The organism is Sinorhizobium sp. P24N7 (genome assembly GCF_042436655.1).
GTDB classification, from domain to species: domain Bacteria; phylum Pseudomonadota; class Alphaproteobacteria; order Rhizobiales; family Rhizobiaceae; genus Sinorhizobium; species Sinorhizobium meliloti_A.
Genome location: NZ_JBHMIW010000001.1, coordinates 271,641 through 297,396, shown reverse-complemented (window position 1 = coordinate 297,396; position 25,756 = coordinate 271,641). Strand labels below are relative to the sequence as shown.

Here is a 25,756-nt window from a genome sequence, read left to right as displayed (position 1 = left end):
ATGACCATTACCGGGAGCAGCAATACGGCCATTGCGGAAATCGAGGAGGTAATCGGGGGCTGGGCGGAGGCGTTGCGCCGGAAGGATGCCGCCCGCGTCCTCGCCCACGGCACGGACGATTGCCTCGTCTTTTCCCTGGCGCCGCCCCTCAAGGCCTCCGACGCAGATGCCGGCGGCCTCGAGCAGTGGTTCTCCACGTGGAAAGGACCGCTCGGCTTCACCCTCGAGGATCTCGACGTTTCGGTGAGCGGCGACGTCGCCTTCGCCACTGCGCTGACGCATCTTTCCGGCGAGAAGCACGATGGTCAGAAGGCGGCGCTCTGGTATCGCCTGACCTTGGGCCTGACGCGCACCGACAGGGGATGGAAGATTGCCCATCAGCACGAATCCGTTCCCTTCTACATGGACGGGAGCTTCAAGGCGGCGATCGATCTCGATCCTCGATCCGAGGTCGACTGGCAAGCACCGTCGCGCCCGCCCATGCCCGGTGTCATCGCCTATCTCAACGTGGAGGATGCAGATGCGGCGGCGGCCTTCTACGTCCGCGCTTTCGGCGCCAAGGAGGAGGACCGCAAACTTGCCCAGGACGGAAAGCGCCTCATCCACTGCCACCTGACGATCAACGGCGGCGCATTGATGCTGAACGATCCCTTCCCGGAATTCGGCCATCCCTGGAAGCCGCCGGAGGGCTTCGTGCTGCACCTCGTCGTCGACGACGCGGATTTCTGGTGGAAACGGGCGGTGGAGGCCGGCGCGGAGGTGACGATGCCGCTGGAGATCGCCTTCTGGGGCGATCATTACGGCCAGCTCAAAGATCCCTTCGGGTTTACCTGGGGGATCGTCGCACCGGTAAAGGAAGGCGGTTGAACCGCTCGGCCCGCGATCAGCAGGCGAGGTCGGCCACCACGGCGTCGAGGATCAGCATTCCGGCGGGCGTGCAGCGCAGCCGCGAATTGCCGATCCGTTCGATGAAACCATGCTCGATCAGGAACTCTTCCCGGGCCGGATCCGGATCGCGGCCCGAGAGGGTCTGCCAGCGGGCGAGATCGACGCCTTCGCGCAGCCTCAACCCCATCAGCAAAAGCTCATCGGCCTGCGCCTCGAAATCGAGCAGTTCCCGCTCGATCAGGCCTTCGCCGCATTCTTCGACGCGTTGCAGCCATGCCTCGGGGTTGCGCTCGGTTGCGGTCGCGATCTTGCCTGATCCGATCGCCAGCCGCCCGTGGGCACCGGGACCGATGCCCGCATAGTCGCCGTAGCGCCAATAGGTGAGGTTGTGCCGGCTCTCGGCCCCCGGCCGGGCATGGTTGGAGACCTCATAGGCCGGCATGCCGATCGCGGCGGTGATCTCCTGCGTGGCCTCGTAGAGAACAGCCGACTGCTCGCCATCCGGAACGACGAGCTTGCCTGCCTTGTGCAGGCCGTAGAAGGGCGTCCCTTCCTCGATTGTAAGCTGGTAGAGCGACAGATGATCGACGGCGTAGGAAACCGCCTCCTTCAGTTCGCGCTCCCATTCCTCGACCGTCTGGTTCGGCCGCGCATAGATCAGGTCGAAGGACATCCGCGGAAAGATCTCGCGGGCGAGCCGCACGGCCTTCAACGCATTCTCGACATCGTGCAGCCGCCCGAGAAATTTGAGGTCACGGTCGTTGAGAGCCTGGACGCCGAGCGAGACGCGGTTGACGCCGGCCGCCCTATAGCCGCGGAAGCGCGTCGCCTCGACGCTGGAGGGGTTCGCCTCCATGGTGATCTCGATGCCATCGGGCACGTGCCAATGCCGGGCAATGCCGTCGAGGATCGCCTCCACCGTCTGAGGCTCCATCAGCGACGGGGTACCCCCGCCCATGAAAATGCTGGTGACGGTTCTCGGACCGGAAAGCGCGCGCACCGCAGCCATTTCCTTCAGAAATGCGGCGACGAAGCGAGGCTGATCCACCGGCTGGTGGCGCACATGGCTATTGAAGTCGCAATAGGGGCATTTCGCCGCGCAGAACGGCCAGTGCACATAGACCCCGAAACCGGGATCCATGCCGTCACCGATCGCTGAAAGCGGGGCTATCTGCATCGTCTCTCTACTCAGGCGCCGAGACAGGTTTCGGCGAACAGCTTGAATGCGCGGGCGCGGTGCGACAGAGCCTCGGGATCGCCGGGCTTCCAGCCATGCTTCTCCTCCGCACTCATTTCGCCGAATGTGGTGTCGTAGCCCTTCGGTTGGAAGACCGGATCGTAGCCAAAGCCGCTGGTGCCGCGCGGCGGCCAGACGACATAACCCTCGACCTCGCCGCGAAAGAGCTCGACATGCCCGTCCGGCCAGGCAAGGCAGAGAACGGACACGAAGCGTGCGGTACGGCTTTCGGGCGTCACCGCACCCTTGTCGCGGAGCGCCTCTTCGACCTTTTCCATGGCCATCTGGAAGTCGCGGCTGCCGTCCTCACGTTCGGCCCAGTTGGCCGTGTAGACGCCGGGGGCGCCGCCGAGCGCGTCGATGGCAAGACCGGAATCGTCCGAAAGCGCCGGCAGTCCGGAAGCCCTGGCCGAGGCGAGCGCCTTGATCGTCGCGTTCTCCTCGAAGGTCGTGCCGGTCTCTTCCGGCTCGACGAAATCGAGATCGGCTGCCGATTTCGCCTCGAAGCCGAGCGGCCCGATGAGATCGCGGATCTCACGGATCTTGCCGGCATTATGGCTCGCGACGACGAGCGTCTTGTCGATCAGTCTGCGCATCTGTTCCGTTCCGTTCAGGTTCTGCCGAAATCAATCCTTGGCCCAGAGGCCCGCTTCCGCGCATTCCAGGCTGTTGCCGGCCGGATCGCGGAAATAGAAGGAGCGGGCGCCGTTCGGCCAGCGGACATCCGCCTCGATCGAAACTCCGGCTGCCTCCAGTTTCGCCTTCCAGGCATCGAGTGCCTCGGCGGCGACCCGGAAGCACATGTGCCCGTTGCCCTTCGTCCCGTGCGGAGGCACGGGAAGTGCGCCCGGTGCAGGCGGCTTCACCGTCTCCGCCGGGTTGAAGATCAACAGCACGCCTTCGCCGCAGCGGAAGAAGACATGGCGGCTACCGGCGCGCGTGATCCTTTCAAGGCCGAGGACCGTTCCGTAGAAGGCCTCGGCCTGGTCGAGATCGTCCGCGTAAAGCGCGGTTTCCAGAATGCCTTCGAATGTCGGCACCGGACCGGTTCCTCTCAAGTGATCCAGAGCACTTCCGGAAAGCCATGACGGTGTTCCGTCCGGAGGTGCATATTGTCGAAGCGTCAGATCATCTCACTGCTGCCGTGCAGCAGAGAGCAGTCTAGCCTGCTATCGCCTGCTTCTGCATTTCGACGAGTTCGGCAATGCCGTTCTTGGCGAGCAGCATCAGGCTTGCAAATTCTTCTTCGCTGAAGGGCTTGCCTTCCGCCGTTCCCTGGATCTCGACCAGGCCGCCGCTGCCCGTCATCACGAAATTGGCATCCGTCTCCGCAGCCGAGTCTTCGAGATAATCGAGGTCGATGACCGGCTGATTGGCGAAGATGCCGCAGGAAATGGCGGCCACATGATCTTTCAGGACCTTCTCCAGCTTGACCATGTTGCGCGCTTCCATCCACTTCAAACAGTCGTGGAGGGCGATCCAGGCGCCGGTGATCGACGCAGTGCGCGTGCCGCCGTCGGCCTGAAGCACGTCGCAGTCGATCGAGATCTGACGTTCGCCGAGCGCCGGAAGATCGACCACGGCTCTGAGCGACCGCCCGATCAGCCGCTGGATCTCCTGCGTGCGGCCGCTCTGCTTGCCGGTCGCCGCCTCGCGCCTCATGCGCTCGCCGGTCGCGCGCGGCAGCATGCCGTATTCCGCGGTGATCCAGCCCTTGCCGCCGTTGCGCAGCCAGGCCGGAACTTTTTCCTCCAGGCTGGCGGTGCACAGAACATGCGTGTCGCCGAAGCGTACCAGGCAGGATCCTTCCGCATGCTTGGAGAAATTGCGCTCGAACGAGACCTTGCGCATTTGGTCGATTTTTCTACCGGATGGCCGCATCGTCAACTCCTGTCGATCCCGACTGCATGTTCCTTCGAGTCCTGTTCGGTTCAAGGACAAGACCATGCAGAATTCAAAGTGCTCCAGCGGCCTTTGCGCGTCTGAAGACACGCGGCGCTTTCGTGAGCCTTCTAGATCATGGCGTGGGCAAAGGGAACCGCTTGATGTCGAAGCTTCGCAGTGATTTTTCCCTTTTGCCATTCCCCGTGCGGATCACTATATTCTTTGCGAACACGGGATACTGATCACGGAGTGACATGGTACTGCGCAACCCTGGAACGAAGGGGATCGCATCGGCGCTGGACGAGCGCTCCGGCGAGATCTTCCGCCGCATTGTCGAGAGCTATCTGGAAAGCGGGGAGCCGCTGGGCTCGCGCAATCTCTCTCGGCTGTTGCCGGTGTCGCTGTCGCCGGCCTCGGTTCGCAACGTGATGAGCGATCTCGAGGATCTGGGCCTGATCTATTCCCCCCATGTCAGCGCCGGCCGGCTTCCGACGCAGCTGGGCCTGCGCTTCTTCGTGGACGCCTTCATGCAGGTGGGCAATCTCTCGCCGGAGGAACGCGCCTCGATCGAAAGGCAGGTTCACCCGGGAAATCGCGACCGGTCGGTCGAAAACCTTCTTACCGAGGCGAGCCAGATGCTGTCCGGCATGTCGCGCGGCGCAGGTCTCGTCATCACCACCAAGAGCGACCCCGTTCTCAAGCATGTCGAGTTTATCCGGCTGGCGCCGACCAAGGCGCTGGCAGTGCTCGTCGGCGAGCACGATCAGGTGGAGAATCGCATCATCGAGCTGCCGGCCGGGATCACCAGCGCCCAGCTCACCGAAGCGGCGAACTTCGTCAACGCTCACCTTGCCGGTCAGACGATCCCCGAACTGCGGACGCAACTGGAAAAGGTCAAGGAGACGGTGCGCGGCGAGCTCGACGCGCTCTCGCAGGACCTGGTCGAGCGTGGGCTGGCGATCTGGTCCGGAAGCGAGGGCGACGGCCAGCCGGCGCGGCTGATCGTCAGGGGCCGCGCCAATCTGCTCGAAGGATTGGAAGGGACGGATGACATTGAGCGGCTGCGCATGCTCTTCGATGACCTCGAAAAGAAGGACAGCCTGATCGAGATCCTCAACCTCGCCGAGAGCGGCCCGGGCGTGCGCATCTTCATCGGTTCCGAAAACAAGCTGTTTTCACTCTCCGGATCCTCGCTGATCGTCGCTCCCTACCGCGACAGCGACGACCGTATCGTCGGCGCGGTCGGTGTCATCGGGCCGACCCGGCTCAACTATTCCCGCATCGTTCCCATGGTCGATTACACCGCGCAGCTCATGTCGCGGCTGTCGCGCTGAGCGAATCCTTTTGATCGATGCAGCAATCGACCCTTGATTTTTCGGGCCCAAACATCGATATCGGGCTTCAAATCCAGGCAACAGAACGTTCAAGCAAAGCGACTTCCGCTGGTTTGATGATGCCGAACAGAGCAAAAGACAGAAATTCGGAGAACGTCATGACCGACGAAACGAACAAGAACGGACCCGAGGCCGCGGCGCCTGAAGAATTCGAAACAGCCGCTGAGCCGCAAGCCGCGGAGAAGCCGGAGGCGGATGCTTCCACGACCGCGCCAGATCCGCTTGAGCTTGCCAGGGCCGAGAGTGCGGAACTGCGCGACAAATATCTTCGCCTCGCTGCGGAGATGGACAATCTGCGCCGGCGCACCGAACGTGACGTGAAGGACGCGAAGTCCTATTCCGTCGCGGGCTTCGCGCGCGACATGCTGGCGGTCTCCGACAACCTGCGCCGCGCGCTGGATGCGATTCCGGCCGACGCCAGAGAGGCGGGCGATGCCGGCCTGAAAGCACTCATCGAGGGCGTGGAAATGACCGAACGGTCGATGCTCGCGGCGCTCGAGCGTCACGGCGTGAAGCAGCTGGACCCCACCGGTCAGAAGTTCGATCCCAATTTCCACCAGGCGATGTTCGAGGTCCCGAACACCGAGGTCCCGAACAACACGGTCGTTCAGGTGGTCCAGGCGGGATACACGATCGGCGAGCGCGTTCTGCGCCCGGCGATGGTCGGTGTTGCCAAGGGCGGCCCGAAAGCTGCGTCCTCTGAAAGCGAGACGCCTGCTGCCTGACGGCGCATGAATGCGATTTGCGAAGGGCCGCGCACTCTGCAAGGTGCGCGGCCCTTCGTCATTGTTCGAAATATCGCATGCTTTTCCAACCGGCTCCGGCAGGACAGCAGGCAGAAGATACTCAGGCAGCGTGCGAGGTCGTGTCGTCGCTAAGCAGCGTGTAGATCGCGCTTGCCGAGTCGCTCGCTCGGATACGCGACACCATGTCGTGGTCGCGCAGCACGCGGGCGATGCGCGAGAGCGCCTTGAGGTGGTCGGCGCCGGCACCTTCCGGTGCAAGCAGCAGAAAGACGAGGTCGACCGGCTGGTCGTCCAATGCCTCGAAATCCACCGGCGTATCGAGCCGCGCAAAGATACCGACGATCGACGGCAGATTGCTAAGCTTGCCGTGCGGGATGGCGATGCCGTTGCCTACCCCGGTCGAGCCGAGTCTTTCTCGCTGCAGGATGACGTCGAAGATCTCCCGCTCCGGAAGACCGGTGAGCTTCGATGCTTTTGCCGCCAATTCCTGAAGGAGTTGCTTCTTCGAGTTGGCCCTCATGGCCGGGATGATCGCATTTTGATGCAGCAAGCCTGCCAATGCCATTCTTTTATCCTCGTTCGCCGGTTAGAGCCTGGCAATCTCATCACAAATGCGCCGTGATGGCTCTACCCATCTTTGTCTTGGCGGGTCGAATGCACAGAAAAGTCGAGCTTTTCCGCCGTCCCGCTGATCGGAAAGACGGGGGACGCCAGTCCGGCTGGCTTCCCCCATCCCCACTCATGCCTTGATATTGGCGGCGTCGATCCAGCCAATATTCCCATCGTTGCGGCGATAGACGATGTTCAGGTCATCCTTGCCGGGGCTGCGGAACATCAGCACCGGTTCATCCGTCATGTCCAAGGCCATAACGGCATTGGCGACGGACATTGTTCTCAACTGTTTCGTTGTTTCGGCAACGATCGTCGGCGCATAATCGTCGGGGACTTCCTCGTCCTCAAAGGGCACCGAGTCCATCACTCGATAGGCCACTTCGGTGGCATTCTGCCCGTTGCCGTTGTGATGGTCCTTGAGCTTGCGCTTGTAGCGCCGGAGCCGCTTCTCGATGCGCTCCGAAGCCGCGTCGAAGGCTGACTGTGGCTCGTTCGCCTGACCGTTTGCCTGCAATACCACGCCCGTATCGAGATGAAGCTTGCAGTCGGCGCTGAATCGCGACCCTGACTTTTCCACAGTGACCTGGCTCGAATATCCTCCGTCGAAATATTTGGTTACGGCCTGCTCGATCTGCTCGCCGATGCGGACGCGAAACGAATCGCCGATTTCCATATGTTTACCGGATACACGCACACTCATGGAGTTTCCTCTCTTGTTCGTGAATTGCGTGCCCAGTCTATTCCAAGCGCCCCCGTCATCCAAGCACTTCAGCGACGGGAGTCCCGAACAACCGAAATCGTGAGCGCGCGCTGCCTCTATGCAAGCGCGGCGGCCTCATATCCGCTGTACCGCGGAGAGTCAATTGCGCGTCGTGGGATTAAACGTTCATCGAGCCCCGGCGGTTCCGCAGGCGAGAGCCCAAAGCGCAACCCGGCTTACGCGCTTGCGGCCGCCCGGAAATGCTCAGAATGCTGTGGTTTTGGCCAGCGCGCGTTTCTCGCGGCGGCGCTGGACGGAGGAAGGGATGCTCATCGTCTCGCGATATTTTGCGACGGTGCGTCTGGCGATATCGACGCCGGCTTTCTTGAGGACGTCGACGATATCGTCGTCCGAGAGCACGGCATCGGCGCTTTCCTGATTGATCATCGTGCGGATGCGATGGCGCACGGACTCGGCGGAATGTGCATCGCCGTTTTCCGCCGAGCCGATCGAAACGGTGAAGAAATACTTCAGTTCGAAGAGCCCGCGCGGGGTCAGCACGTATTTGTTGGAGGTGACCCGGCTCACCGTCGACTCGTGCATCTTGATCGCATCCGCGACGATCCTGAGGTTCAGCGGGCGCAGGTGGCCGACGCCGTGGACGAGAAAGGCGTCCTGCTGCCGGACGATTTCGCTTGCCACCTTCATGATCGTCCTGGCGCGCTGATCGAGGCTGCGCGTCAGCCAGTTGGCATTTTGCAGGCACTCGTTGAGAAAGGCCTGTTCGCCGCTGTTCTTCCGGCTGGACCGTGATATTTCGGTGAAATAGTCGTGGTTGACGAGAACCCTGGGCAGGGCATCCGGATTGAGCTCGACCAGCCAGCCGCCATCGGGTGCGGCACGCACGACGACGTCGGGAACGATAGCCTCGAACACACCGGTTTCGAAGCTGGTGCCCGGTTTCGGATCGAGCTTGCGGATCTCGGCGAGCATATCGACCAGGTCTTCCTCGTCGACGCCGCAGATCTTCTTGAGACTTGCGAAATCGCGCCGTGCCAGGAGCTCGAGATTGGCCACGAGCGCTTCCATCGCCGGGTCGAGGCGATTGCGGGCGCGCAGCTGAATGGCAAGACATTCGCCAAGCGTGCGCGCAAAGACCCCCGGCGGATCGAACTGCTGAAGCACCTGCAGCACGCGCGCCACATCCTCGCCGGCCGCGCCCAGCTTCTCGGCCGTCTCGGCGAGGTCGGCGTGCAGGTAGCCGGCATCGTCGAGCTGGTCGATGAAATGCAGGGCGATCAGCCGATCGGAGGCAGTGCTGAGTGCGAAGTGCAGCTGCTCGGCGAGCGCCTCCCTCAGCGTCTTGCGGCCGGCAACGAAATCGTCGAGATCGTAGCCCTCGGCGTCGCTGGCGCCCGGCATGGATTTCCATTGGCCGAGAAGCTCGGGCGCATCCGCCCGCTGCGGCGCCGTATCGTCGGGGAAGACGTTGGCGAAGTCGGCGTCGAAGCCTTCGCTGAGTCTCTCGCCGGATCTCGACATGGCGCTGTCGTAAAGATCGCTCTGACCTGCCGCTTCGTCGGTCTCGCCGCCGGTCTCAGCCGGATGCGGACTGGCATCCTCGCGATCCGATGTCGTTGCCTCATCGGCCGATTGGACCTCCAGCAGCGGGTTCTTCTCGACTTCCTGCGCGATGAAATGGCTGAGCTCCAGATGGTTCATCTGAAGCAGCTGGATCGACTGCATCAGCTGCGGCGTCATGACCAGCGACTGCGACTGTCTCAGATGAAGGCTGGCGGACAAGGCCATGCTGGCGTGAAACTCCCGTCGAGTTCTCCGAGCCGTGTCCGCTTGGACGGGCCCATTTTTTAGTTGGCCCAAAAATTGCTTATTACTGGAATTTGGTCAAGCACGGACGGCGGCGGAGGTGCCGATTCAGCCGGCGGTCGTCCGTTCTGCCGGAATGCACGCTGCCGGCAGATGTCAGAGGCTGAAATTGTCGCCGAGATAAAGCCGGCGCACGTCCGGATTGGTGACGATGTCGTTGGCGCGGCCATGCGTCAGCACTTCGCCGGCATGGATGATATAGGCCCGATCGATCAGCCCGAGCGTCTCGCGCACATTGTGGTCGGTGATGAGGACGCCGATGCCGCGCGACGTGAGGTGGCGCACGAGCGCCTGGATATCGGCGACGGAGATAGGGTCGACGCCTGCAAAGGGTTCGTCGAGCAGCATGAAGGTCGGGTCGGTCGCAAGCGCACGGGCGATTTCGAGGCGCCGGCGTTCGCCGCCCGATAGCGCGATGGCCGGCGATTTGCGCAGGTGCGTGATCGAAAATTCACCAAGCAGATCGTTGAGCTTGCTCTCGCGGCGGTCGACGTTCTCGTCGTGAACCTCCAGCACCGCGCGGATGTTATCCTCGACCGTCAGCCCGCGAAAGATCGAGGCCTCCTGCGGCAGGTAGCCGACGCCCAGGCGCGCCCGGCGATACATGGGCATCGTCGTGACGTCGTTGCCGTTGATCTCGATCGAGCCCTCGTCCACCGGCACGAGGCCGGTGATCATGTAGAAGCAGGTCGTCTTGCCTGCGCCGTTCGGACCAAGCAGGCCGACAGCCTCGCCGCGGCGCACGACGAGCGAGACACCGTTGACGACGCGGCGCGAGCGGTATGATTTCGTAAGGCCCCGGGCAATCAGCGTGCCGTCGTAGCGCGCCTTGTCGACCGCGCGGGCAGCTGTCGCTGCCGCCGACGGCTTTTTGCCCCGTTTGCGTTTTTGGAGGAAAGGAATCTGCACGAGCGGGTCTATGTCAGTTCGTCTTGCGGGACTGCGGATCGAGCTGGATCTGTACGCGGCCGCCGCAGGCGTCGAGCTGCGCTTCGCCGGTGTCCATCTGGACGTTCAACTGGCAGCCCACGAAGACGTTCTTGCCTTCCGACAGCACGACCTTCTTGCCCTTGAGCACGATCGTCTGGTTGGTCAGGTTGACGATGCCGCTTTCGCCCGTCGCCTGCTGCGCACCGGAGCTGAGGAACACCTTGTTGCTGACCTCGATCCGATCGATATCGGCGTTGCCGCTGGTGACCGAGCCGCCGCCCGCCTTGTAGAAGACGGTCATGTTGCCGGCCTGCAGCGTCGTCGTGCCCTGGACGACCTTCACATTACCGGTGAAGATCGCCTTGCTTTCCGGATCCTTGATCTCAAGCTTGTCGCTCTCGATCTGGATCGGCTGGTCGTTCGAAAGCTGAAGGCCCTGCATGCGACTGGAGGTTGCCTGCGCGAGGGCGGCGGAAGCAATCAGCGAAGCGCCGAGCCCGGCCACGGCCAGAGCGGCTGAAATCCTTATGAGAGCGGCAGGTTTGACCGACATGGCTGCAGGGGATCCTGTTCTTGGGGTCCTGTTATTTTGCGTTTTTGCGAATGGCGCTGGGTTCGATATTGACCCTTACCATGCCTTCGAAAGTTACGACACGTCCCTTATCTGTCATTCGCAGCTTCTGCGCAATGATCGATCCGCCCTTCATGCTGATGGCAATCGGTTGTTTCGTCTCCATTTCGCCGGCATTGATGTCCAGATAGGCGGACTGGAAATCGGCATTGACGCCATTATTCATGGAAATCGTGAACGGGGCGTTCATGTCGAGCGTATTCGCGCCGCGGTCGTAGATACCGCTCGTCGCATCGACCGTGGCGATCAGCGTATCGTTGACCGGCATCTCGGCGTGAATGGTCTCGAGTGTGATCAGGTTCGGGTTGGCGATATCCTGAAGCGCCCGCTCAGCCTTCATCGAATAGCTGATATCCTGCTTGTTGCGGCCGGAAATCGCCGGGTTCTGCATGACGATCTTGCCGTTCTCGATCGTGGCCGTCTCGAGCTGCAGCTCTTCGGGCAGGAAAGCGCGCACGAAGGAAACGGCGACGAAGATCAGCGCAACCGCGCCGGCGATGAGCGGCAGCAGGACTTTCAGGCGCCTTACGCGCGCCGAATGCCGCGCCGCCGAAGCATAGGCATCGGCAGAGCTCGTACCCACATCGGCGAAGATTGCGGGGGATCGGGCTTCGTTCAGCATCAAGGGCCTGTCAGTTTCCTCTGACCTCGGGCAGTCCGAGGGACACATATACATACATCGGCGTAAGCCACGGCGAATATGGTTATCTTGCTGCCGCCCGGCAATGGAGCGGTGCAAACTTTGCATTGTAAGACAATCCGGCCGCACTATTTCAATCCGCCGGGCATGCTCTACTCCATGCCGCGTCAAACCCCAAGGGGTTTCATGCAGCAACCCGCGTCGGCCCGGCGCGTATTCCCGTGCGTCGCGTTGCAGACTGCCCTAGCTTGCCGCGTCTCAGGCGGATAGCATGTTCCGCGGGAAACTGACAGAACCCCTTACCACAAATCGGAGACACCCATGGACGAACTCGCCATTGCCGACCGCCGCAGCCTGCGCAGAAAGCTGAGCTTCTGGCGTTGGGCGGCGGTGGCCGTTCTCGTCGCCGGCGGCCTCGCGCTGTTTGCCTTTTCAGGCTGGGGCGACGTGACGGAGCGTGCGCGCGATCACGTCGCGCGCGTCGCCGTTACAGGTCTTATCCAGGACGACCGGGAGCTGGTCGAGCGGCTGGAGCGGATCGCCGACAACCAGTCCGTCAAGGCGCTGATCGTGACGATTTCGTCGCCGGGCGGCACCACCTATGGCGGCGAGGTCATTTACAAGGCCATCCGCAAGGTTGCCGAGAAGAAGCCGGTGGTCTCGGATGTGCGCACGCTTGCCGCGTCGGCCGGCTATCTGATCGCCCTTGCAGGCGACCGGATCGTTGCCGGGGAGACCTCGATCACCGGCTCCATCGGCGTCATTTTCCAGTATCCGCAGGTCAAGACCCTCATGGACAAACTCGGCGTGTCGCTTGAATCGATAAAATCGAGGCCTCTCAAAGCCGAACCGTCGCCGTTTCATCCTCCGAGCGACGAGGCGAGAGCCATGATTCAGGCGATGATCGACGACAGCTACGGATGGTTCGTCGATCTGGTGGCCGAGCGGCGCAAACTGCAGCGGCCGGAAGCGCTGGCCCTTGCGGATGGCCGCATCTTCACCGGGCGGCAGGCACTGGAAGGCAAATTGGTGGACGAGCTCGGCGGCGATGATGAAATCAGGGCGTTTCTGGCCGAACGAAAGGTCTCGAAGGACCTTCCCGTCCTCGACTGGGAAGCACCGAGCGGCGCGCTGTCCTTCGGCCTCGGATCGCTCCTGGCCGAAGCGGTCAAGGTGTTGGGATATGAGGCTTTTCCGACGATGAAGAGCCTCGAAAAGACCGGCCTGGACAAGTTGTTTCTTGACGGTCTTGTTTCGGTTTGGCAGGTTGAAGGGCATTGAGGAAGGCACGTGTGCTAGCCGCGTCACGAGGCCGCAGCTCCAGGCGAGCCTTCCCGAATGCGCAAACGCAGACAAAACAAGCCAAAAAAACCAAGGGGGGCGAACGTGATCAAGTCAGAGCTGGTGCAGATTGTGGCGGCGCGCAATCCGCATCTCTACCACCGCGATGTCGAAAATATCGTCAATGCGGTACTCGATGAGATCACGGACGCGCTTGCTGCCGGCAACCGGGTGGAGCTGCGCGGTTTCGGCGCATTCTCGGTCAAGAACCGGCCATCGCGGTCCGGCCGCAACCCACGCACCGGCGATTCCGTCTTCGTCGAAGAAAAGTGGGTGCCCTTCTTCAAGACCGGCAAGGAACTGCGTGAGCGGCTCAATCCGGGGATGAACGACAACAATAACGGTGAAGACGACTGACGAACGAGGCGCACAGGGATCGGCGCCTCTCGCGCGGGCGCCGAGTTCCGCACATCGTGCGGCTCTCCGCCTCATAAGCGTGTCGAAACAAAGCGGCCCGCTTTATGTCACTATTCGTATGCATGTCGTTGTCGCGAAGCCGCCCCACAATTCCGGGCGACATGCATTAACATTCTGGTCGGAGCGGGTGCATGCTCAAGAAACTCATCAATATCGTCGTCTTCGTGCCGCTCGGAGTGCTGCTGATCGTCCTGAGCGTGGCCAACCGCCAGACGGCAACGCTTGCGTTGAATCCGTTCAATCCCGCCGACAGCGTGCTTTCGATCTCGGCTCCGTTTTTCGTATTTCTCTTTCTCGCCGTCATTGTCGGTCTCGTGCTCGGCGCTGCCGTGACCTGGTTCACCCAGGGAAAATATCGGCGTCGCGCGCGCAACGAGGCCCACGAGGCGCTGAAATGGCATCGCGAGGCCGAAAAGCAGCGCGACCAGGCGGAGAAGCTGGCGACGCAAGCGAGCCTGCCCGCGCCGCAAGGCTGAGGATCGGTGCTGAACGCGTTCCGAGCCCTCAGCTCGCCGCCTCGGCCTTGCCGCTGACGGCCAGGTTGAAATCCGCGAAGAATTGCTGGGCGAGCTTGCGCGCCGTCGAATCGACGAGGCGCGAGCCAAGCTGGGCAAGCTTGCCGCCGATCTCCGCCGTGACGTCGTAGCGCAGCACGGTTTCCGCGCCCTCGTCCAGTAGGGTGACGTCGGCGCCGCCCTTGGCAAAGCCTGCTATTCCGCCCTTGCCCTCGCCGGATATGGTGTAGCTCGCGGGGGGATTGAGGTTCGACAGAACGACCGTGCCGTTGAAGGATGCGGAAACGGGGCCGATCTTGATCTTGACCACGGCCGCAAGCTCGGTTGGCGATTTCAATTCAAGAGACTGGCAGCCGGGAATGCATCGCTTCAGAATGTCCGCATCGTTCAGGCCACGCCAGACCGCGTCTCGGTCAGCCGCGATACGTTCCTCTCCGCTCATATTCATGCCGGTCCTCCCGTCCACTCTTGTTGGCGATCTTGGCAATCGGAAACGGCTTTGCCAAGAGCACCGGCGATGCTATTTGCAGGCTGAACATGCTACGGACGTGGCGAAGGCGCGTAAAACCCGGTCGAGAGTGGCTGCGCCGAATGGTTGAACGAAGTCCAAGGATCAGCGCGTGAAGGAAAAAGACCGGCGATCGAAGAACGCATCGGTGACGGCGGCAAAAAGCCGGGGCGCCGAGGCGCGCGGCGGCCGCCACGAGCAAAGGCTGCCGCCCGCAAAAGGCACCGGGCCCAGGACGAAGACCGGGCTCAAGGCGAAGGCCGGGCCCAAGGCAGCGGCAGGAGGGCCGCCGCCGGAAGCGGCGCCGCGCAAGAGCGAGCGGCAGTCCGTCCAGGAGAGTGCTCCGACGCGGCGCATCGAGCCGAGAAGCGGCGAGAAGCCGGCCGAGAGGGTGCCGCTTATCCTCGAGACCGCCGCTGCTGCGGGCTATCATCTGGTCGACAGCGGTGATGGGGAGAAGCTCGAACAATACGGCCCCTATCGTATCGTCCGCCCCGAGGCACAGGCGCTTTGGCCGAAGGCCCTGCCGGCATCGATATGGGAGCGGGCCGATGCCGTCTTCACCGGCGATACCGAAGAGGACGGCATGGGGCGTTGGCGTTTTCCGGGCGAGGTGCTCGGCGAGACCTGGCCGATGCAGCTCCTCGATACGGATTTCCTTGGCCGGTTCACCTCCTTCCGCCATGTCGGCGTCTTTCCGGAACAGCTCGCCCATTGGTCGTGGATGCGCGACCAGGTAGCCGCAGCCGGCCGGCCTCTGAAGGTTCTCAATCTTTTCGGCTATACCGGCGTCGCCTCGCTGATCGCCGCCAAGGCGGGCGCGGAGGTCACGCATGTCGATGCCTCCAAAAAGGCGATCGGCTGGGCGCGCGAGAACCAGGTCCTGGCGCGCGCCGAGACATTGCCGATCCGCTGGATCTGCGACGACGCCATGAAGTTCATCCAACGCGAGGAGCGGCGCGGCAGCCGTTACGATATCATCCTCACCGACCCGCCGAAGTTCGGCCGCGGTCCGAACGGCGAAGTATGGCAATTGTTCGATCACCTGGCCGCGATGCTGGACATCTGCCGCGAGATCCTGTCGCCGGACGCCCGGGGCCTCGTGCTCACCGCCTATTCGATCCGGGCGAGCTTCTATTCGATCCACGAGCTCATGCGCGAGACCATGCGCGGGCGTGGCGGCCGGGTGGAATCGGGCGAACTCATCATCCGCGAGGGCGGCCTCGACGGCACTGCACCGGGCCGCGCACTCTCCACCTCTCTCTTCAGCCGCTGGGTGCCGAAATGATCAACGAAAGAAGCGACCACGGCACGGCACGCGTCGGGCAGGTGAAGGAGGTCACCAGCCTCACCAATCCGATCGTCAAGGATATCCGGGCCCTGACGCAGAAGAAGCATCGCGACGAGACGCGCTCCTTCATGGCCGAGGGGCTGAAGCTCGTCATCGACGCGCTCGATCTCGGCTGGAAGATCAAGACGCTCGTCTATGCCAAGGCGGCGAAGGGCAAGCCTCAGGTCGAGCAGGTGGCCGCGAAAACGGTCGCCAGAGGCGGGCTCGTCCTCGAAGTCAACGAGAAGGTGATCTCCACCATCACACGACGCGACAATCCGCAGATGGTCGTCGGCATCTTCGAGCAGCGCTACTCTCCGCTCAAGGATATTCATCCGCAGGAGGGGGAGACCTATGTGGCGCTCGACCGCGTGCGCGACCCGGGCAATCTCGGCACCATCATCCGCACCGCCGACGCGGCCGGGGCTTCCGGGATAATCCTGGTCGGCGAAACCACGGATCCCTTTTCGCTCGAGACCGTGCGGGCAACCATGGGTTCGGTTTTCGCCATGCCGATCGCGCGGGCGAATACGGAGGATTTCATACGCTGGCAGAGAGCGGCCGGCGTTCAGGTGGTCGCGACCCATCTGGCGGGTTCCGTCGACTATCGCACGATCGACTACAAATCGAAGCCGGTCGTGCTTCTGATGGGCAATGAACAGGCGGGCCTGCCGGTGGAACTCGCGCGCGAGGCTGGCGCACTCGCCCGCATTCCGCAGGCGGGGCGTGCCGATTCGCTCAATCTCGCCATCGCGACCGGCATCATGCTGTTCGAGGCTCGGCGCCACCTCCTGTCTCTGGATGGCGGCCGATGAAGGAGGAGCAGACACTTTTCTCGCGGCCGCTCCCGATCGCGCTCTTCATTCTGGTCGCGCTCGCCGCCGACCAGTTCGTCAAATATCTGGTGGAGGCGTATCTGCCGTTCCAACAGGGCGTGCCGGTCGTGCCGATGCTCGCCCTCTACCGAACCTACAATTACGGCGTCGCCTTCTCGATGCTCTCCGGCATGGAGGGGTGGTTCATCGTCGGCATCCGGCTGGCGGTCGTCACCTTCGTGCTCTGGCTGTGGCGCCGCACGCCGAAGGACCGGTTCTTTGCCCATCTGGGCTACGCGATGATCATTGCCGGGGCGCTCGGCAATCTCGTCGACCGGCTGCTCTTCGGCTATGTCATCGACTATATCCTGTTCTACACGGCCACCTGGTCCTTTGCCGTCTTCAACCTTGCGGACAGTTTCATCACCGTCGGCGCCGGCGCGATCATTCTCGATGAACTGCTGCAGGCGAAAAAGGAGCGTTCCCTAAAACTTTAGGCGTCGGCTGAAGGCATTCGGAAGGCTTGCCGTGCTAGTCCGCGGGCATGAGCGAGCGGATGTTTCGAGAGCGGATGAGGGCTGGCGCGGACACGGGGTCGGGAGCCGGCAGGACGGCATCAGCGGCACCCACGGTGAAGCTCGGCGCCGCCGTCATCTGGCAGCGCCGGTCGTTGGGCTACCCTTCCGTAGGGCCGCCGGGCGCGCGCATCGCTTATGCTCTCGCCGGCATCGTTGCGGCAATGCTGCTCCTCGCCGTCGGTGCGAGCGCGGGTCTGCACCTGCTGCCGGCGATCATCGCGGCTGGCGGCATGGCCGGCGCCTTCCTGCTCTTGTCCGGCCGCGACGAGGCGTCCGGGAAGTGGGTCGTCGGTGCCGGCGAGACTGCGCAGGACCCCGCACGGCATGGCATTGAACCCGCGGCGCTTGCAACGATCCATGACGCCATGGGCGATCTCGCCATCGTCCGCGACCCTGATGGCAGGATCGTGCAGGCCAATGGCGCCTTCCATGAGCTTTGCGGATGCGCGGACGCGCGAGGGCTGACCTGCGCGGAGCTGGGATTGCGCTTTGAGCCGAAGCCGGGCCCAGGCCGCTACTTTGTGCATATCTATACGCCCGCGGGCACGCGGCTCTACGACTGGCACGACGTGCATGTCCGCGACCCGGCGCGCGGCCGGTTGATGCGCCACAGCATCGCTCGCGATGTCACCGAGGAAATGCTGGCGGCAAGCCGGAGGGAGGAGGCGCGGCGGCGCGCCGAGGAGGCGAGCCGGGCGAAGTCCCGTCTGCTTGCCACCGTCAGTCACGAAATCCGTACCCCGCTTTCCGGCATCCTCGGCATGAGCCGGCTCCTTGCCGAGACGCGATTGTCGGAAGAGCAGAAGAACTATCTCGCCGGCATGCAGCAGTCCGGCCACACCCTGGTTCAACTGGTCGAGGACCTGATCGATTTTTCGTCGCTTGCCGCCGGACGGTTCCAGCTGCGCCCATCGCAGGAGGATCTGCGCCAGACAGTCGAGAACGTGGTCGAGATGCTTTCGCCCCGCGCGCACGAGAAGAACATCGAGATCGGCGCAACGGTCGCCATCGAGGTACCCGAGCGGATGCTCTTCGATGCGGCGCGCCTGCGCCAGGTGCTGTTCAACGTGGTCGGCAACGCGGTGAAATTCACCGAGAAGGGCGGCGTCTTCGTCTCCGTCGATATCGAGAACGGCTCCGTGCGCATCCGGATCGACGATAGCGGCCCCGGCATGTCCGCCGACGAGCTCGCGCGCGTTTTCGAAGAGTTCGAGCAGGCAGGCGATGACGCCCAGCGTGCCAAAGGCACCGGGCTCGGCCTCGCGATATCCCGGCGGATCATGGAGGCCTTCGGCGGCAGCCTGACCGCCACGAGCATGTCCGGCGAGGGAAGCCGGTTCGAGATCCGCTTCCCGTTGGCTGGCGCCGGTCTCTCGACCGTTCCCGTTCGGCGCGGCATTCTGGCGGGTGCACAGGTGCTCGTCATGGCACCCGAGGGGCCCTCCTCGGCCGCGCTTGCCGCCACGATCCAGACGCTGGGCGGTACGTGCCATCGGGCTTCGACACTTGCAATCGCAGAACGGGTCGTCGCCGGCGCGCTCGGCAATCGGCTGCCGCTGACGGATGTCATCGTCGATCACCGTCATGCGGCGCAGTTTCGCGAGCTTCTTGCTCGCGAGCCGGCGGTAGCCGGCCTGCGTTTGCGCAGAACCTATCTCATCAGTCCCGAGGAGCGCGCAAGCCATCCGGTGAGCCGGCTCGGCGGTTATGAGGCCTGGCTGATCCGCCCGCTTCGAGAGAGATCGCTGGTCGAGGTGCTGCTCGGGCGCCTTAGAGGAATGGAGAAACGCGACGCGATCAACGACAACAGACCGGTGCTGCGGGAGGAGCCGGCGTCGATGGTCGCGACGGCGGACATTCGCGCCATCCTGCTTGCCGAGGACGACCCTGTGAATGCACTCGTCCTGCGGTCGGTTCTCAGCCGTACCGGGCGTGCCGTCGATCATGTCGGTGACTTCAAGGCGCTCGAAGCCGCACTCCGCTCGGCCGGTTCCGCCCCGCCGCCGCTGATCGTCACCGACCTCAACATGCCGGGCGGAGATGGTCTCGACGTGCTCCGGCGTCTTCGTGAGGCGGAGGCCGCCGGAGGCAGGCGGCGGGTGCCGGTCCTCGTCCTGACCGCGGACGCGCGCGGCGATCTCGATGAGCGCCTTCGAGCCGCGGGAGCGGACGCCGTGCTGGCGAAGCCCGCCGATCCGCAGCGGCTCCTTGCCGAAGTCACCCGCCTCATGCATCCCGTTACGAATTAGAATCCCTCGCTTCGGGGCACCGGGCCGGGTCGGGGTTGTATACTGCCCTGGTGTCACTATGTTGTTGCAGAAACGTGGTCTAAGCCCGGCAGCAATGACGGTTCGGGATGACACGATATGACGATCGAACTTCTGGATTCGATGGGCGTGGTTGACACCTCCAATGCTTACATCCGCAAGGCAGTTGCGGCTCCGGCTGGCGATGTTTTAGGACGGATCGCCAATCTCGAGACCCGCCTTGCCCGTTCGGCAGCCGAGGTCGATGCGGCGCAGGCAGTACGCTACAGGGTGTTCGTCGAGGAGATGAAGGCGCAGGTGGCGCCCGAGGCCGGCCGACGCAAGCGCGACATCGACAGCTGGGATGCGATCTGCGACCACCTGCTGGTCCTCGATACATCCATCGAGGGCGATGCGGAGGAGCAGATCGTCGGAACCTACCGCCTGCTGCGCCAGGACGTTGCCGAGCGGACCGGCGGCTTCTACTCGGCCTCGGAGTTTGCGATAGGCGAACTTCTCTCGCGTCATCCCGACAAGCGCTTCATGGAACTCGGACGTTCCTGCGTGCTGCCGGAATATCGCACCAGGCGCACGGTCGAACTGCTGTGGCAGGGCAATTGGGCCTATGCGCTGAAGCACGGGATCGATGCGATGTTCGGCTGCGGTTCGTTTCCGGGCGTGGTTCCCGAAGAGCACGCGCTCGCGCTCTCCTTCCTGCATCATAACGTCCGGGTCCGGGACGAGTGGGCGGTTTCCGCCCGGCCGGAGCTTTACCGGACGATGGATCTGATGCCTCCGGAGGCGATCAACCCGAAGAAGGCGCTCGCGGCGCTTCCGCCGCTGATCAAGGGCTATATGCGGCTCGGTGCGATGGTCGGCGAGGGGGCGGTGGTCGATCAAGCGTTCCGCACCACCGACGTTCTGATCGTCCTGCCGATCAGCAATATTTCCGGCCGTTATCTGAACTATTACGGCGCCGATGCGGGGCGTTTCTCCTCGTCGGTGTCCTGATCGTCTATCGCCGCACCTCGAATTTTCATGACGGAAGCATATTGAACCATAAAGGAGAACATTCGCCGCTCTGCCTGCGAGGGTAGCTCCGCGAGCAAATCTCGACTTTTCATCACGAACGAAATTGGTCAGCCATGATACATTGAGCCCGCCTCCGTTCCCGGGAAGCGGGCTCTTGTTTTGAGCGCTCGCGCGATCTTGAGGCTTGCTCCAACCATAGCCTGGCGACGCGCAACAGCCGAAGTGTCAGCAGCTTTCCGGCTTTCCGCCGACCCGCGTCACGTCCCGGCGTTATAGGCAGCGATCGCGGCCAGGTTGACGAGGTCGGAGTCCTTTGCCGACATGGAGGCGATCTGGACCGACTTGTCGAGGCCGACCAGCAGCGGGCCGATCACGGTCGAGCCGCCCAGCTCCTGGAGCATCTTCGTCGAGATCGAGGCCGAGTGGAAAGCCGGCATGACGAGCACGTTCGCGGTGCCGGAAAGCCTGCAGAACGGATACTGCTCCATCACCCGCGCATTGAGTGCCACGTCGGCGGCCATTTCGCCGTCATATTCGAAATCCACACGGCGCCGGTCGAGGATTTTTACCGCCTCGCGTACCCGCTCCGAGCGTTCGCCGGAAGGGTGGCCGAAGGTCGAATAGGCGAGCATCGCCACCCGCGGGACATAGCCCAGCCGCTTGGCGAGGCCGGCCGCTTCCTCGGCAATATCCGCCAGCTCCTCGGACGTCGGCATGTCGTGCACCGCGGTATCGGCGACGAGCACCGTACGGCCGCGGCAGAGCGCAATGGACACGCCGATCACCCGGTGGCCGGGCTTTGGGTCGATGCAGCGGCGCACGTCTTCGAGCGCGGTCGAATAGTTGCGCGTAAGGCCCGTCACCATGCCGTCCGCATCGCCGAGCGCCACCATCGAGGCGGCGAAATGGTTGCGGTCGGTATTGATCAGACGCTGCACGTCGCGGAAGAGATAGCCCTTCCGCTGCAGGCGCGAATAGAGGAAATCGGTATAGGCGCCGACGCGCTTCGACAGGCGCGCATTGACGATCTGAATGCCGGCGCGGTCGAGGTCGATGCCTTCGCGCTCGGCGGTTTCGCGCATCACTTCCTCGCGCCCGAGCAGGAGCGCGGTGCCGAGCTGCTGGTTGGCATAGGCGATCGCCGAGCGCATCATCTGCACTTCCTCGCCTTCGGCAAAGACGATCCGCTTCGGCTGGCGGCGAACGCGCTCGACGATGCGTTGCAGCGTCGAGGCGATCGGGTCGCGCCGCGCCGAAAGCTGCTGTCCATAGGCCTTGAGGTCCTCGATCGGCTTGCGGGCGACGCCCGTCTCCATGGCCGCCTTTGCAACAGCCATCGGGATCGCCGAAATGAGGCGCGGATCGAAGGGGACGGGAATGATATATTGCGGCCCGAAGCGCGGGCGGTTGCCCTGATAGGCAGCGGCGACGTCGTCCGGAACGTCTTCCTTGGCGAGATTGGCGAGCGCTTCCGCCGCGGCGATCTTCATCGCATCGTTGATCGTCGAGGCGCGCACGTCGAGCGCGCCGCGGAAGATATAGGGGAAGCCGAGAACGTTGTTGACCTGGTTCGGATAGTCCGAGCGGCCGGTCGCGACGATCGCGTCGTCGCGGATCAGGGCCACTTCTTCGGGCGTGATTTCCGGATCGGGATTGGCCATGGCGAAGATGATCGGCCGTGCGCCCATGGAGCGGACCATGTCCGCGGAAAGCGCGCCCTTGGCCGAAAGGCCGAAGAATACGTCGGCGCCGTCAAGTGCCTCGGCGAGCGTCCTGCGGTCGGTCTCGACCGCATGGGCGGACTTCCACTGGTTCATGCCGTCGGTACGGCCCTTGTAGATGACCCCCTTGGTATCGCAGAGGATGACGTTCGCCGGGTTGAAGCCCATCGCCTTGATGAGCTCGATGCAGGCGATCGCCGCCGCGCCCGCGCCGTTGCAGACGAGCTTGGCCGTCTTGAAGTCGCGGCCGGTCAGGGTCAGCGCGTTGACGAGGCCTGCCGCGGCGATGATCGCGGTGCCGTGCTGGTCGTCATGGAAGACGGGAATGTCCATGACTTCGCGCAGCCGCTGCTCGATGATGAAACAGTCCGGCGCCCTGATGTCCTCGAGATTGATTCCGCCGAAGGAGGGACCGAGAAAGCGGACGCAGTTGATGAATTCGTCGACGTTCTCGGTATCCACCTCGAGGTCGATCGAATCGACGTCGGCGAAGCGCTTGAAGAGGACGGACTTGCCCTCCATGACGGGCTTCGAGGCGAGTGCGCCGAGATTGCCGAGGCCGAGGATCGCCGTGCCGTTGGAAATCACCGCAACCATGTTGCCGCGAGCCGTGTAGTCGTATGCCGTCGCCGGATCGTCGGCGATCGCCTTGACCGGAACGGCGACCCCGGGCGAATAGGCAAGCGAAAGGTCGCGCTGCGTCGCCATCGGCTTGGTCGGCGAGATTTCCAGTTTTCCGGGGCGACCTTGAGAGTGAAAATCGAGCGCTTCCTGCGCCGTGACGCTGGTCATTGCGCGGTCGGTCTTGTCGATACCCGGCATGTTTCCTCAACCTCCTGTGGGCGACCCTCCTGGTCAGCCTCTTTGTTGTTGTCGTCTATAAATGCTTGCGGATAGTGTGACATCTCTTTTTTTGGAACAATCATGAATTTCCTGATGGATGCATCGAACCGTTCGGGCGACGTCCTTTCCGTGTCCGATCTCGCAAGTGAGGAGAGCCGCTCCACTGCCACGCCGATGATGGAGCAGTTCATCGAGATCAAGGCGAACAATCCGGATTCGCTCCTGTTCTACCGCATGGGCGATTTCTACGAGCTGTTCTTCCAGGATGCGGTCGAGGCGTCGCGCGCGCTCGGTATCACGCTGACGAAACGCGGCCAGCACATGGGGCAGGAAATTCCGATGTGCGGCGTGCCGGTGCATGCGGCCGACGATTACCTGCAGAAGCTGATCGCATCCGGCTACCGTGTCGCCGTCTGCGAACAGGTGGAGGACCCGGCCGAAGCGAAGAAGCGCGGCAGCAAATCGGTCGTGCGCCGCGATGTCGTGCGCCTGGTGACGCCGGGAACGATCACCGAGGAGAAGCTGCTCTCGCCTTCGGAATCGAACTATCTGATGGCGCTGGCGCGCATCAGGAGCGGCTCGGAGCCGGCCTACGCCCTTGCCTGGATCGACATTTCGACGGGCATCTTCCGCCTCGCCGAGACGGCGGAAAGCCGCCTGCTTGCCGACATATTGCGCATCGAACCGCGCGAGCTGATCGTGCCCGACACCGTGTTTCACGATCCCGATCTCAGGGCCGTCTTCGACGTGCTCGGGCGCGTCGCGGTGCCGCAGCCGGCCGTCCTCTTCGACAGCGCGACGGCGGAGGGGCGCATTTCGCGCTACTACGGCGTCGGGACGCTCGACGGTTTCGGCAGCTTCTCGCGCGCCGAGCTCGCGGCCGCTTCGGCGGCGGTCTCCTATGTCGAGAAAACCCAGCTCCAGGAGCGCCCGGCGCTCGGCATTCCGGAAAGGGAAAGCGCCGCCTCGACACTCTTCATCGATCCGGCGACCCGCGCCAATCTGGAACTCGCCAAGACGCTTTCCGGCTCCCGGGACGGCAGCCTGCTCAAGTCGCTCGACCGTACGATGACGAGCGGAGGCGCCAGGCTGCTCGCCGAAAGGCTGATGTCGCCGCTGACCGACCCGGAGCGGATCAACCAGCGGCTCGATTCGATCGAGGTGCTGGCCGATCAGCCGCGGTTTACGACGGATGTTCGCGACGCTCTTCGCAGGGCGCCGGACATGCCGCGGGCCCTGTCGCGGCTCGCGCTCGGCCGCGGCGGCCCTCGCGATCTCGGCGCCATCCAGGCCGGCATGCGGGCCGCGGCGGCGATATCGGCGCTCCTTACGGGCGCCGAGCTCTCGGCGGAATTGACCGAAGCGCGCAACACGATCGCGGCCTTGCCGGGGGAATTGCTCGCGCGCCTCGACGCAACCCTTGCCGAGGAACTGCCGCTTCTGAAACGCGACGGCGGCTTCGTCCGCGAGGGCGCGAGCGCCGAACTCGACGAGATGCGGGCGCTGCGCGATCAGTCGCGCCGCGTGGTCGCAGGGCTGCAGCTGCAATATTGCGAAGAAACCGGCATCAAGTCGCTGAAGATCAAGCACAACAACGTGCTGGGGTACTTCATCGAGGTGACCGCCGGCAATGCCGGATCGATGACCGACACAGATGCCGGCCGCGCCCGCTTCATTCATCGCCAGACCATGGCGAATGCGATGCGCTTCACCACGACCGAGCTTGCCGAGCTCGAAACGAAGATCGCCAATGCCGCGGACCGGGCGCTGGCGATCGAGGTCGAGACCTTCGAGGCCATGACGCGCGAGGTGGTCGCCGAGGCCGAGGCGATCAAGGCGGCAGCGCTGGCGCTCGCGACGATCGACGTCTCGGCTGGGCTCGCGGTGCTTGCGGAGGAGCAGAATTACACGCGCCCTACGGTCGACCGCTCGCGAATGTTCGCGATCGAGGGTGGACGCCACCCCGTCGTGGAGCAGGCCTTGCGGCGCCAGGCTGCCAATCCTTTCGTCGCCAACGGCTGCGATCTTTCTCCGCCGAACGGCGAGCAGGGCGGCGCGATCTGGCTCCTCACCGGTCCCAATATGGGCGGCAAGTCGACTTTCCTGCGCCAGAACGCGCTGATCGCGATCATGGCCCAGACGGGATCCTTCGTGCCCGCGGCCGCCGCGCATATCGGCGTGGTCGACCGGCTCTTCTCGCGCGTCGGCGCTTCGGACGATCTCGCCCGCGGGCGCTCGACCTTCATGGTCGAGATGGTCGAAACGGCGGCGATCCTCAACCAGGCGACGGACCGCTCGCTGGTGATCCTCGACGAGATCGGCCGCGGCACCGCGACCTTCGACGGTCTGTCGATCGCCTGGGCGGCGGTCGAGCATCTGCACGAGGTCAATCGCTGCCGCGGGCTCTTCGCGACCCATTTCCACGAGCTGACCGTGCTCTCCGAAAAGCTCGTGCGGCTGTCGAACGCGACCATGCGTGTCAAGGAGTGGGACGGCGACGTCATATTCCTGCACGAGGTGGGCCCGGGCGCAGCCGACCGCTCCTACGGCATCCAGGTCGCCCGCCTTGCAGGCTTGCCGCCGTCGGTCGTCGCCCGCGCGAAGGATGTGCTCGCCAAGCTCGAGGATGCCGACCGCAAGAATCCGGCGAGCCAGCTGATCGACGACCTGCCGCTGTTCCAGGTCGCCGTCCGGCGGGAGGAGGCGGCGAGGGCATCGTCGGGTCCTTCGAAGGTCGAGGAATCCCTGAAGGCGCTTAACCCGGACGACATGACGCCGCGCGAGGCGCTCGACGCGCTTTACGCGCTCAAGAAGGAGCTTTCCAACCGCTGATTTCGCCGGGCTATTTCCCCTGTCATTCG

At 63.6% G+C, this 25,756-nt stretch carries 24 protein-coding genes; 12 read left to right on the top strand and 12 right to left on the bottom strand.

Annotated features, from left to right (window positions below; translation table 11 throughout):
- A complete protein-coding gene (locus ACFHWW_RS01360) occupies nt 1-867 on the top strand; it encodes a nuclear transport factor 2 family protein (RefSeq protein ID WP_379937072.1) in 867 nt (288 codons plus the stop codon).
- Between the two features lie 16 nt (nt 868-883).
- On the opposite strand, the gene hemW is transcribed toward ACFHWW_RS01360, so the two are convergent.
- The 4 genes from hemW to rph form a co-directional block, all read right to left on the bottom strand.
- Nucleotides 884-2,065 carry a radical SAM family heme chaperone HemW gene (gene hemW, locus ACFHWW_RS01355; protein ID WP_324762777.1) on the bottom strand — a complete coding sequence of 394 codons (1,182 nt, stop codon included), beginning with the start codon at nt 2,063-2,065 and terminating at the stop codon, nt 884-886.
- Between the two features lie 11 nt (nt 2,066-2,076).
- Nucleotides 2,077-2,721 carry an RdgB/HAM1 family non-canonical purine NTP pyrophosphatase gene (rdgB, locus tag ACFHWW_RS01350; RefSeq protein WP_018093981.1) on the bottom strand — a complete coding sequence of 215 codons (645 nt, stop codon included), beginning with the start codon at nt 2,719-2,721 and terminating at the stop codon, nt 2,077-2,079.
- Between the two features lie 30 nt (nt 2,722-2,751).
- On the bottom strand, nt 2,752-3,165 hold the full coding sequence (locus ACFHWW_RS01345; RefSeq protein WP_018093982.1) for a VOC family protein: 414 nt from the start codon (nt 3,163-3,165) through the stop codon (nt 2,752-2,754).
- 121 nt (nt 3,166-3,286) lie between these two features.
- Nucleotides 3,287-4,006, bottom strand: coding sequence for a ribonuclease PH (rph, locus tag ACFHWW_RS01340; RefSeq protein ID WP_018093983.1), 720 nt, complete (start codon nt 4,004-4,006; stop codon nt 3,287-3,289).
- A gap of 257 nt (nt 4,007-4,263) precedes the next feature.
- Between rph and hrcA the strand changes: the two genes are divergently transcribed.
- Together hrcA and grpE are read left to right on the top strand one after the other, a co-directional pair.
- Nucleotides 4,264-5,343, top strand: a complete 1,080-nt coding sequence (gene hrcA, locus ACFHWW_RS01335) for a heat-inducible transcriptional repressor HrcA (protein ID WP_003527730.1) — start codon at nt 4,264-4,266, stop codon at nt 5,341-5,343.
- A 158-nt stretch (nt 5,344-5,501) separates the two neighbouring features.
- Nucleotides 5,502-6,128, top strand: a complete 627-nt coding sequence (gene grpE, locus ACFHWW_RS01330; protein ID WP_026168514.1) for a nucleotide exchange factor GrpE — start codon at nt 5,502-5,504, stop codon at nt 6,126-6,128.
- 121 nt (nt 6,129-6,249) lie between these two features.
- On the opposite strand, the gene ptsN is transcribed toward grpE, so the two are convergent.
- The 6 genes from ptsN to lptC form a co-directional block, all read right to left on the bottom strand.
- Nucleotides 6,250-6,714 (bottom strand): PTS IIA-like nitrogen regulatory protein PtsN, encoded by a 465-nt coding sequence (gene ptsN / locus ACFHWW_RS01325; protein ID WP_018093985.1) that lies wholly within the window; start codon nt 6,712-6,714, stop codon nt 6,250-6,252.
- Between the two features lie 174 nt (nt 6,715-6,888).
- A complete protein-coding gene (gene hpf, locus ACFHWW_RS01320; RefSeq protein ID WP_100669775.1) occupies nt 6,889-7,461 on the bottom strand; it encodes a ribosome hibernation-promoting factor, HPF/YfiA family in 573 nt (190 codons plus the stop codon).
- A 264-nt stretch (nt 7,462-7,725) separates the two neighbouring features.
- On the bottom strand, nt 7,726-9,270 hold the full coding sequence (rpoN, locus tag ACFHWW_RS01315) for an RNA polymerase factor sigma-54 (RefSeq protein ID WP_379937071.1): 1,545 nt from the start codon (nt 9,268-9,270) through the stop codon (nt 7,726-7,728).
- Between the two features lie 174 nt (nt 9,271-9,444).
- Nucleotides 9,445-10,251, bottom strand: a complete 807-nt coding sequence (gene lptB / locus ACFHWW_RS01310) for an LPS export ABC transporter ATP-binding protein (protein ID WP_379937238.1) — start codon at nt 10,249-10,251, stop codon at nt 9,445-9,447.
- Between the two features lie 19 nt (nt 10,252-10,270).
- The gene (locus tag ACFHWW_RS01305) at nt 10,271-10,831 is read right to left on the bottom strand and encodes an LptA/OstA family protein (RefSeq protein ID WP_018093989.1); all 561 of its coding nucleotides are present in this window, start codon (nt 10,829-10,831) and stop codon (nt 10,271-10,273) included.
- Nucleotides 10,832-10,862: 31 nt separating this feature from the next.
- Nucleotides 10,863-11,531 carry an LPS export ABC transporter periplasmic protein LptC gene (gene lptC, locus ACFHWW_RS01300; protein WP_324762782.1) on the bottom strand — a complete coding sequence of 223 codons (669 nt, stop codon included), beginning with the start codon at nt 11,529-11,531 and terminating at the stop codon, nt 10,863-10,865.
- A 339-nt stretch (nt 11,532-11,870) separates the two neighbouring features.
- Between lptC and sppA the strand changes: the two genes are divergently transcribed.
- The 3 genes from sppA to ACFHWW_RS01285 all read left to right on the top strand — a co-directional run bounded on the left by sppA (nt 11,871) and on the right by ACFHWW_RS01285 (nt 13,783).
- Nucleotides 11,871-12,830 (top strand): signal peptide peptidase SppA, encoded by a 960-nt coding sequence (gene sppA / locus ACFHWW_RS01295; RefSeq protein ID WP_379937070.1) that lies wholly within the window; start codon nt 11,871-11,873, stop codon nt 12,828-12,830.
- 105 nt (nt 12,831-12,935) lie between these two features.
- Nucleotides 12,936-13,247, top strand: coding sequence for an integration host factor subunit beta (locus ACFHWW_RS01290; protein ID WP_003527713.1), 312 nt, complete (start codon nt 12,936-12,938; stop codon nt 13,245-13,247).
- Between the two features lie 191 nt (nt 13,248-13,438).
- On the top strand, nt 13,439-13,783 hold the full coding sequence (locus ACFHWW_RS01285; RefSeq protein ID WP_100669770.1) for a DUF1049 domain-containing protein: 345 nt from the start codon (nt 13,439-13,441) through the stop codon (nt 13,781-13,783).
- Nucleotides 13,784-13,811: 28 nt separating this feature from the next.
- Here the strand turns inward: ACFHWW_RS01285 and ACFHWW_RS01280 are convergent, their stop codons facing one another.
- Nucleotides 13,812-14,270, bottom strand: a complete 459-nt coding sequence (locus ACFHWW_RS01280) for a carbon monoxide dehydrogenase subunit G (protein ID WP_018093993.1) — start codon at nt 14,268-14,270, stop codon at nt 13,812-13,814.
- Between the two features lie 172 nt (nt 14,271-14,442).
- Between ACFHWW_RS01280 and ACFHWW_RS01275 the strand changes: the two genes are divergently transcribed.
- The 5 genes from ACFHWW_RS01275 to ACFHWW_RS01255 all read left to right on the top strand — a co-directional run bounded on the left by ACFHWW_RS01275 (nt 14,443) and on the right by ACFHWW_RS01255 (nt 20,310).
- Complete coding sequence (locus ACFHWW_RS01275; RefSeq protein WP_379937069.1) at nt 14,443-15,618, top strand: class I SAM-dependent methyltransferase; 1,176 nt, start codon at nt 14,443-14,445, stop codon at nt 15,616-15,618.
- Entirely contained in the window at nt 15,615-16,475 is an 861-nt protein-coding gene (locus ACFHWW_RS01270) for a TrmH family RNA methyltransferase (RefSeq protein ID WP_379937068.1), read from the top strand. The genes ACFHWW_RS01275 and ACFHWW_RS01270 overlap by 4 nt, the downstream gene beginning before the upstream one ends.
- Nucleotides 16,472-16,972, top strand: coding sequence for a signal peptidase II (lspA, locus tag ACFHWW_RS01265; protein ID WP_100669767.1), 501 nt, complete (start codon nt 16,472-16,474; stop codon nt 16,970-16,972). Before ACFHWW_RS01270 ends, lspA begins: the two co-directional genes overlap by 4 nt.
- Nucleotides 16,973-17,019: 47 nt before the next feature.
- The gene (locus ACFHWW_RS01260) at nt 17,020-19,302 is read left to right on the top strand and encodes an ATP-binding protein (protein WP_379937067.1); all 2,283 of its coding nucleotides are present in this window, start codon (nt 17,020-17,022) and stop codon (nt 19,300-19,302) included.
- A 117-nt stretch (nt 19,303-19,419) separates the two neighbouring features.
- Nucleotides 19,420-20,310, top strand: coding sequence for a GNAT family N-acetyltransferase (locus tag ACFHWW_RS01255; RefSeq protein ID WP_018093998.1), 891 nt, complete (start codon nt 19,420-19,422; stop codon nt 20,308-20,310).
- Between the two features lie 278 nt (nt 20,311-20,588).
- Here the strand turns inward: ACFHWW_RS01255 and ACFHWW_RS01250 are convergent, their stop codons facing one another.
- Nucleotides 20,589-22,874, bottom strand: a complete 2,286-nt coding sequence (locus ACFHWW_RS01250; protein WP_379937066.1) for an NADP-dependent malic enzyme — start codon at nt 22,872-22,874, stop codon at nt 20,589-20,591.
- 102 nt (nt 22,875-22,976) lie between these two features.
- On the opposite strand from ACFHWW_RS01250, the gene mutS reads away from it, so the two are divergent.
- Complete coding sequence (mutS, locus tag ACFHWW_RS01245) at nt 22,977-25,727, top strand: DNA mismatch repair protein MutS (protein WP_379937065.1); 2,751 nt, start codon at nt 22,977-22,979, stop codon at nt 25,725-25,727.
- The last annotated feature ends 29 nt before the right edge of the window (nt 25,728-25,756 follow it).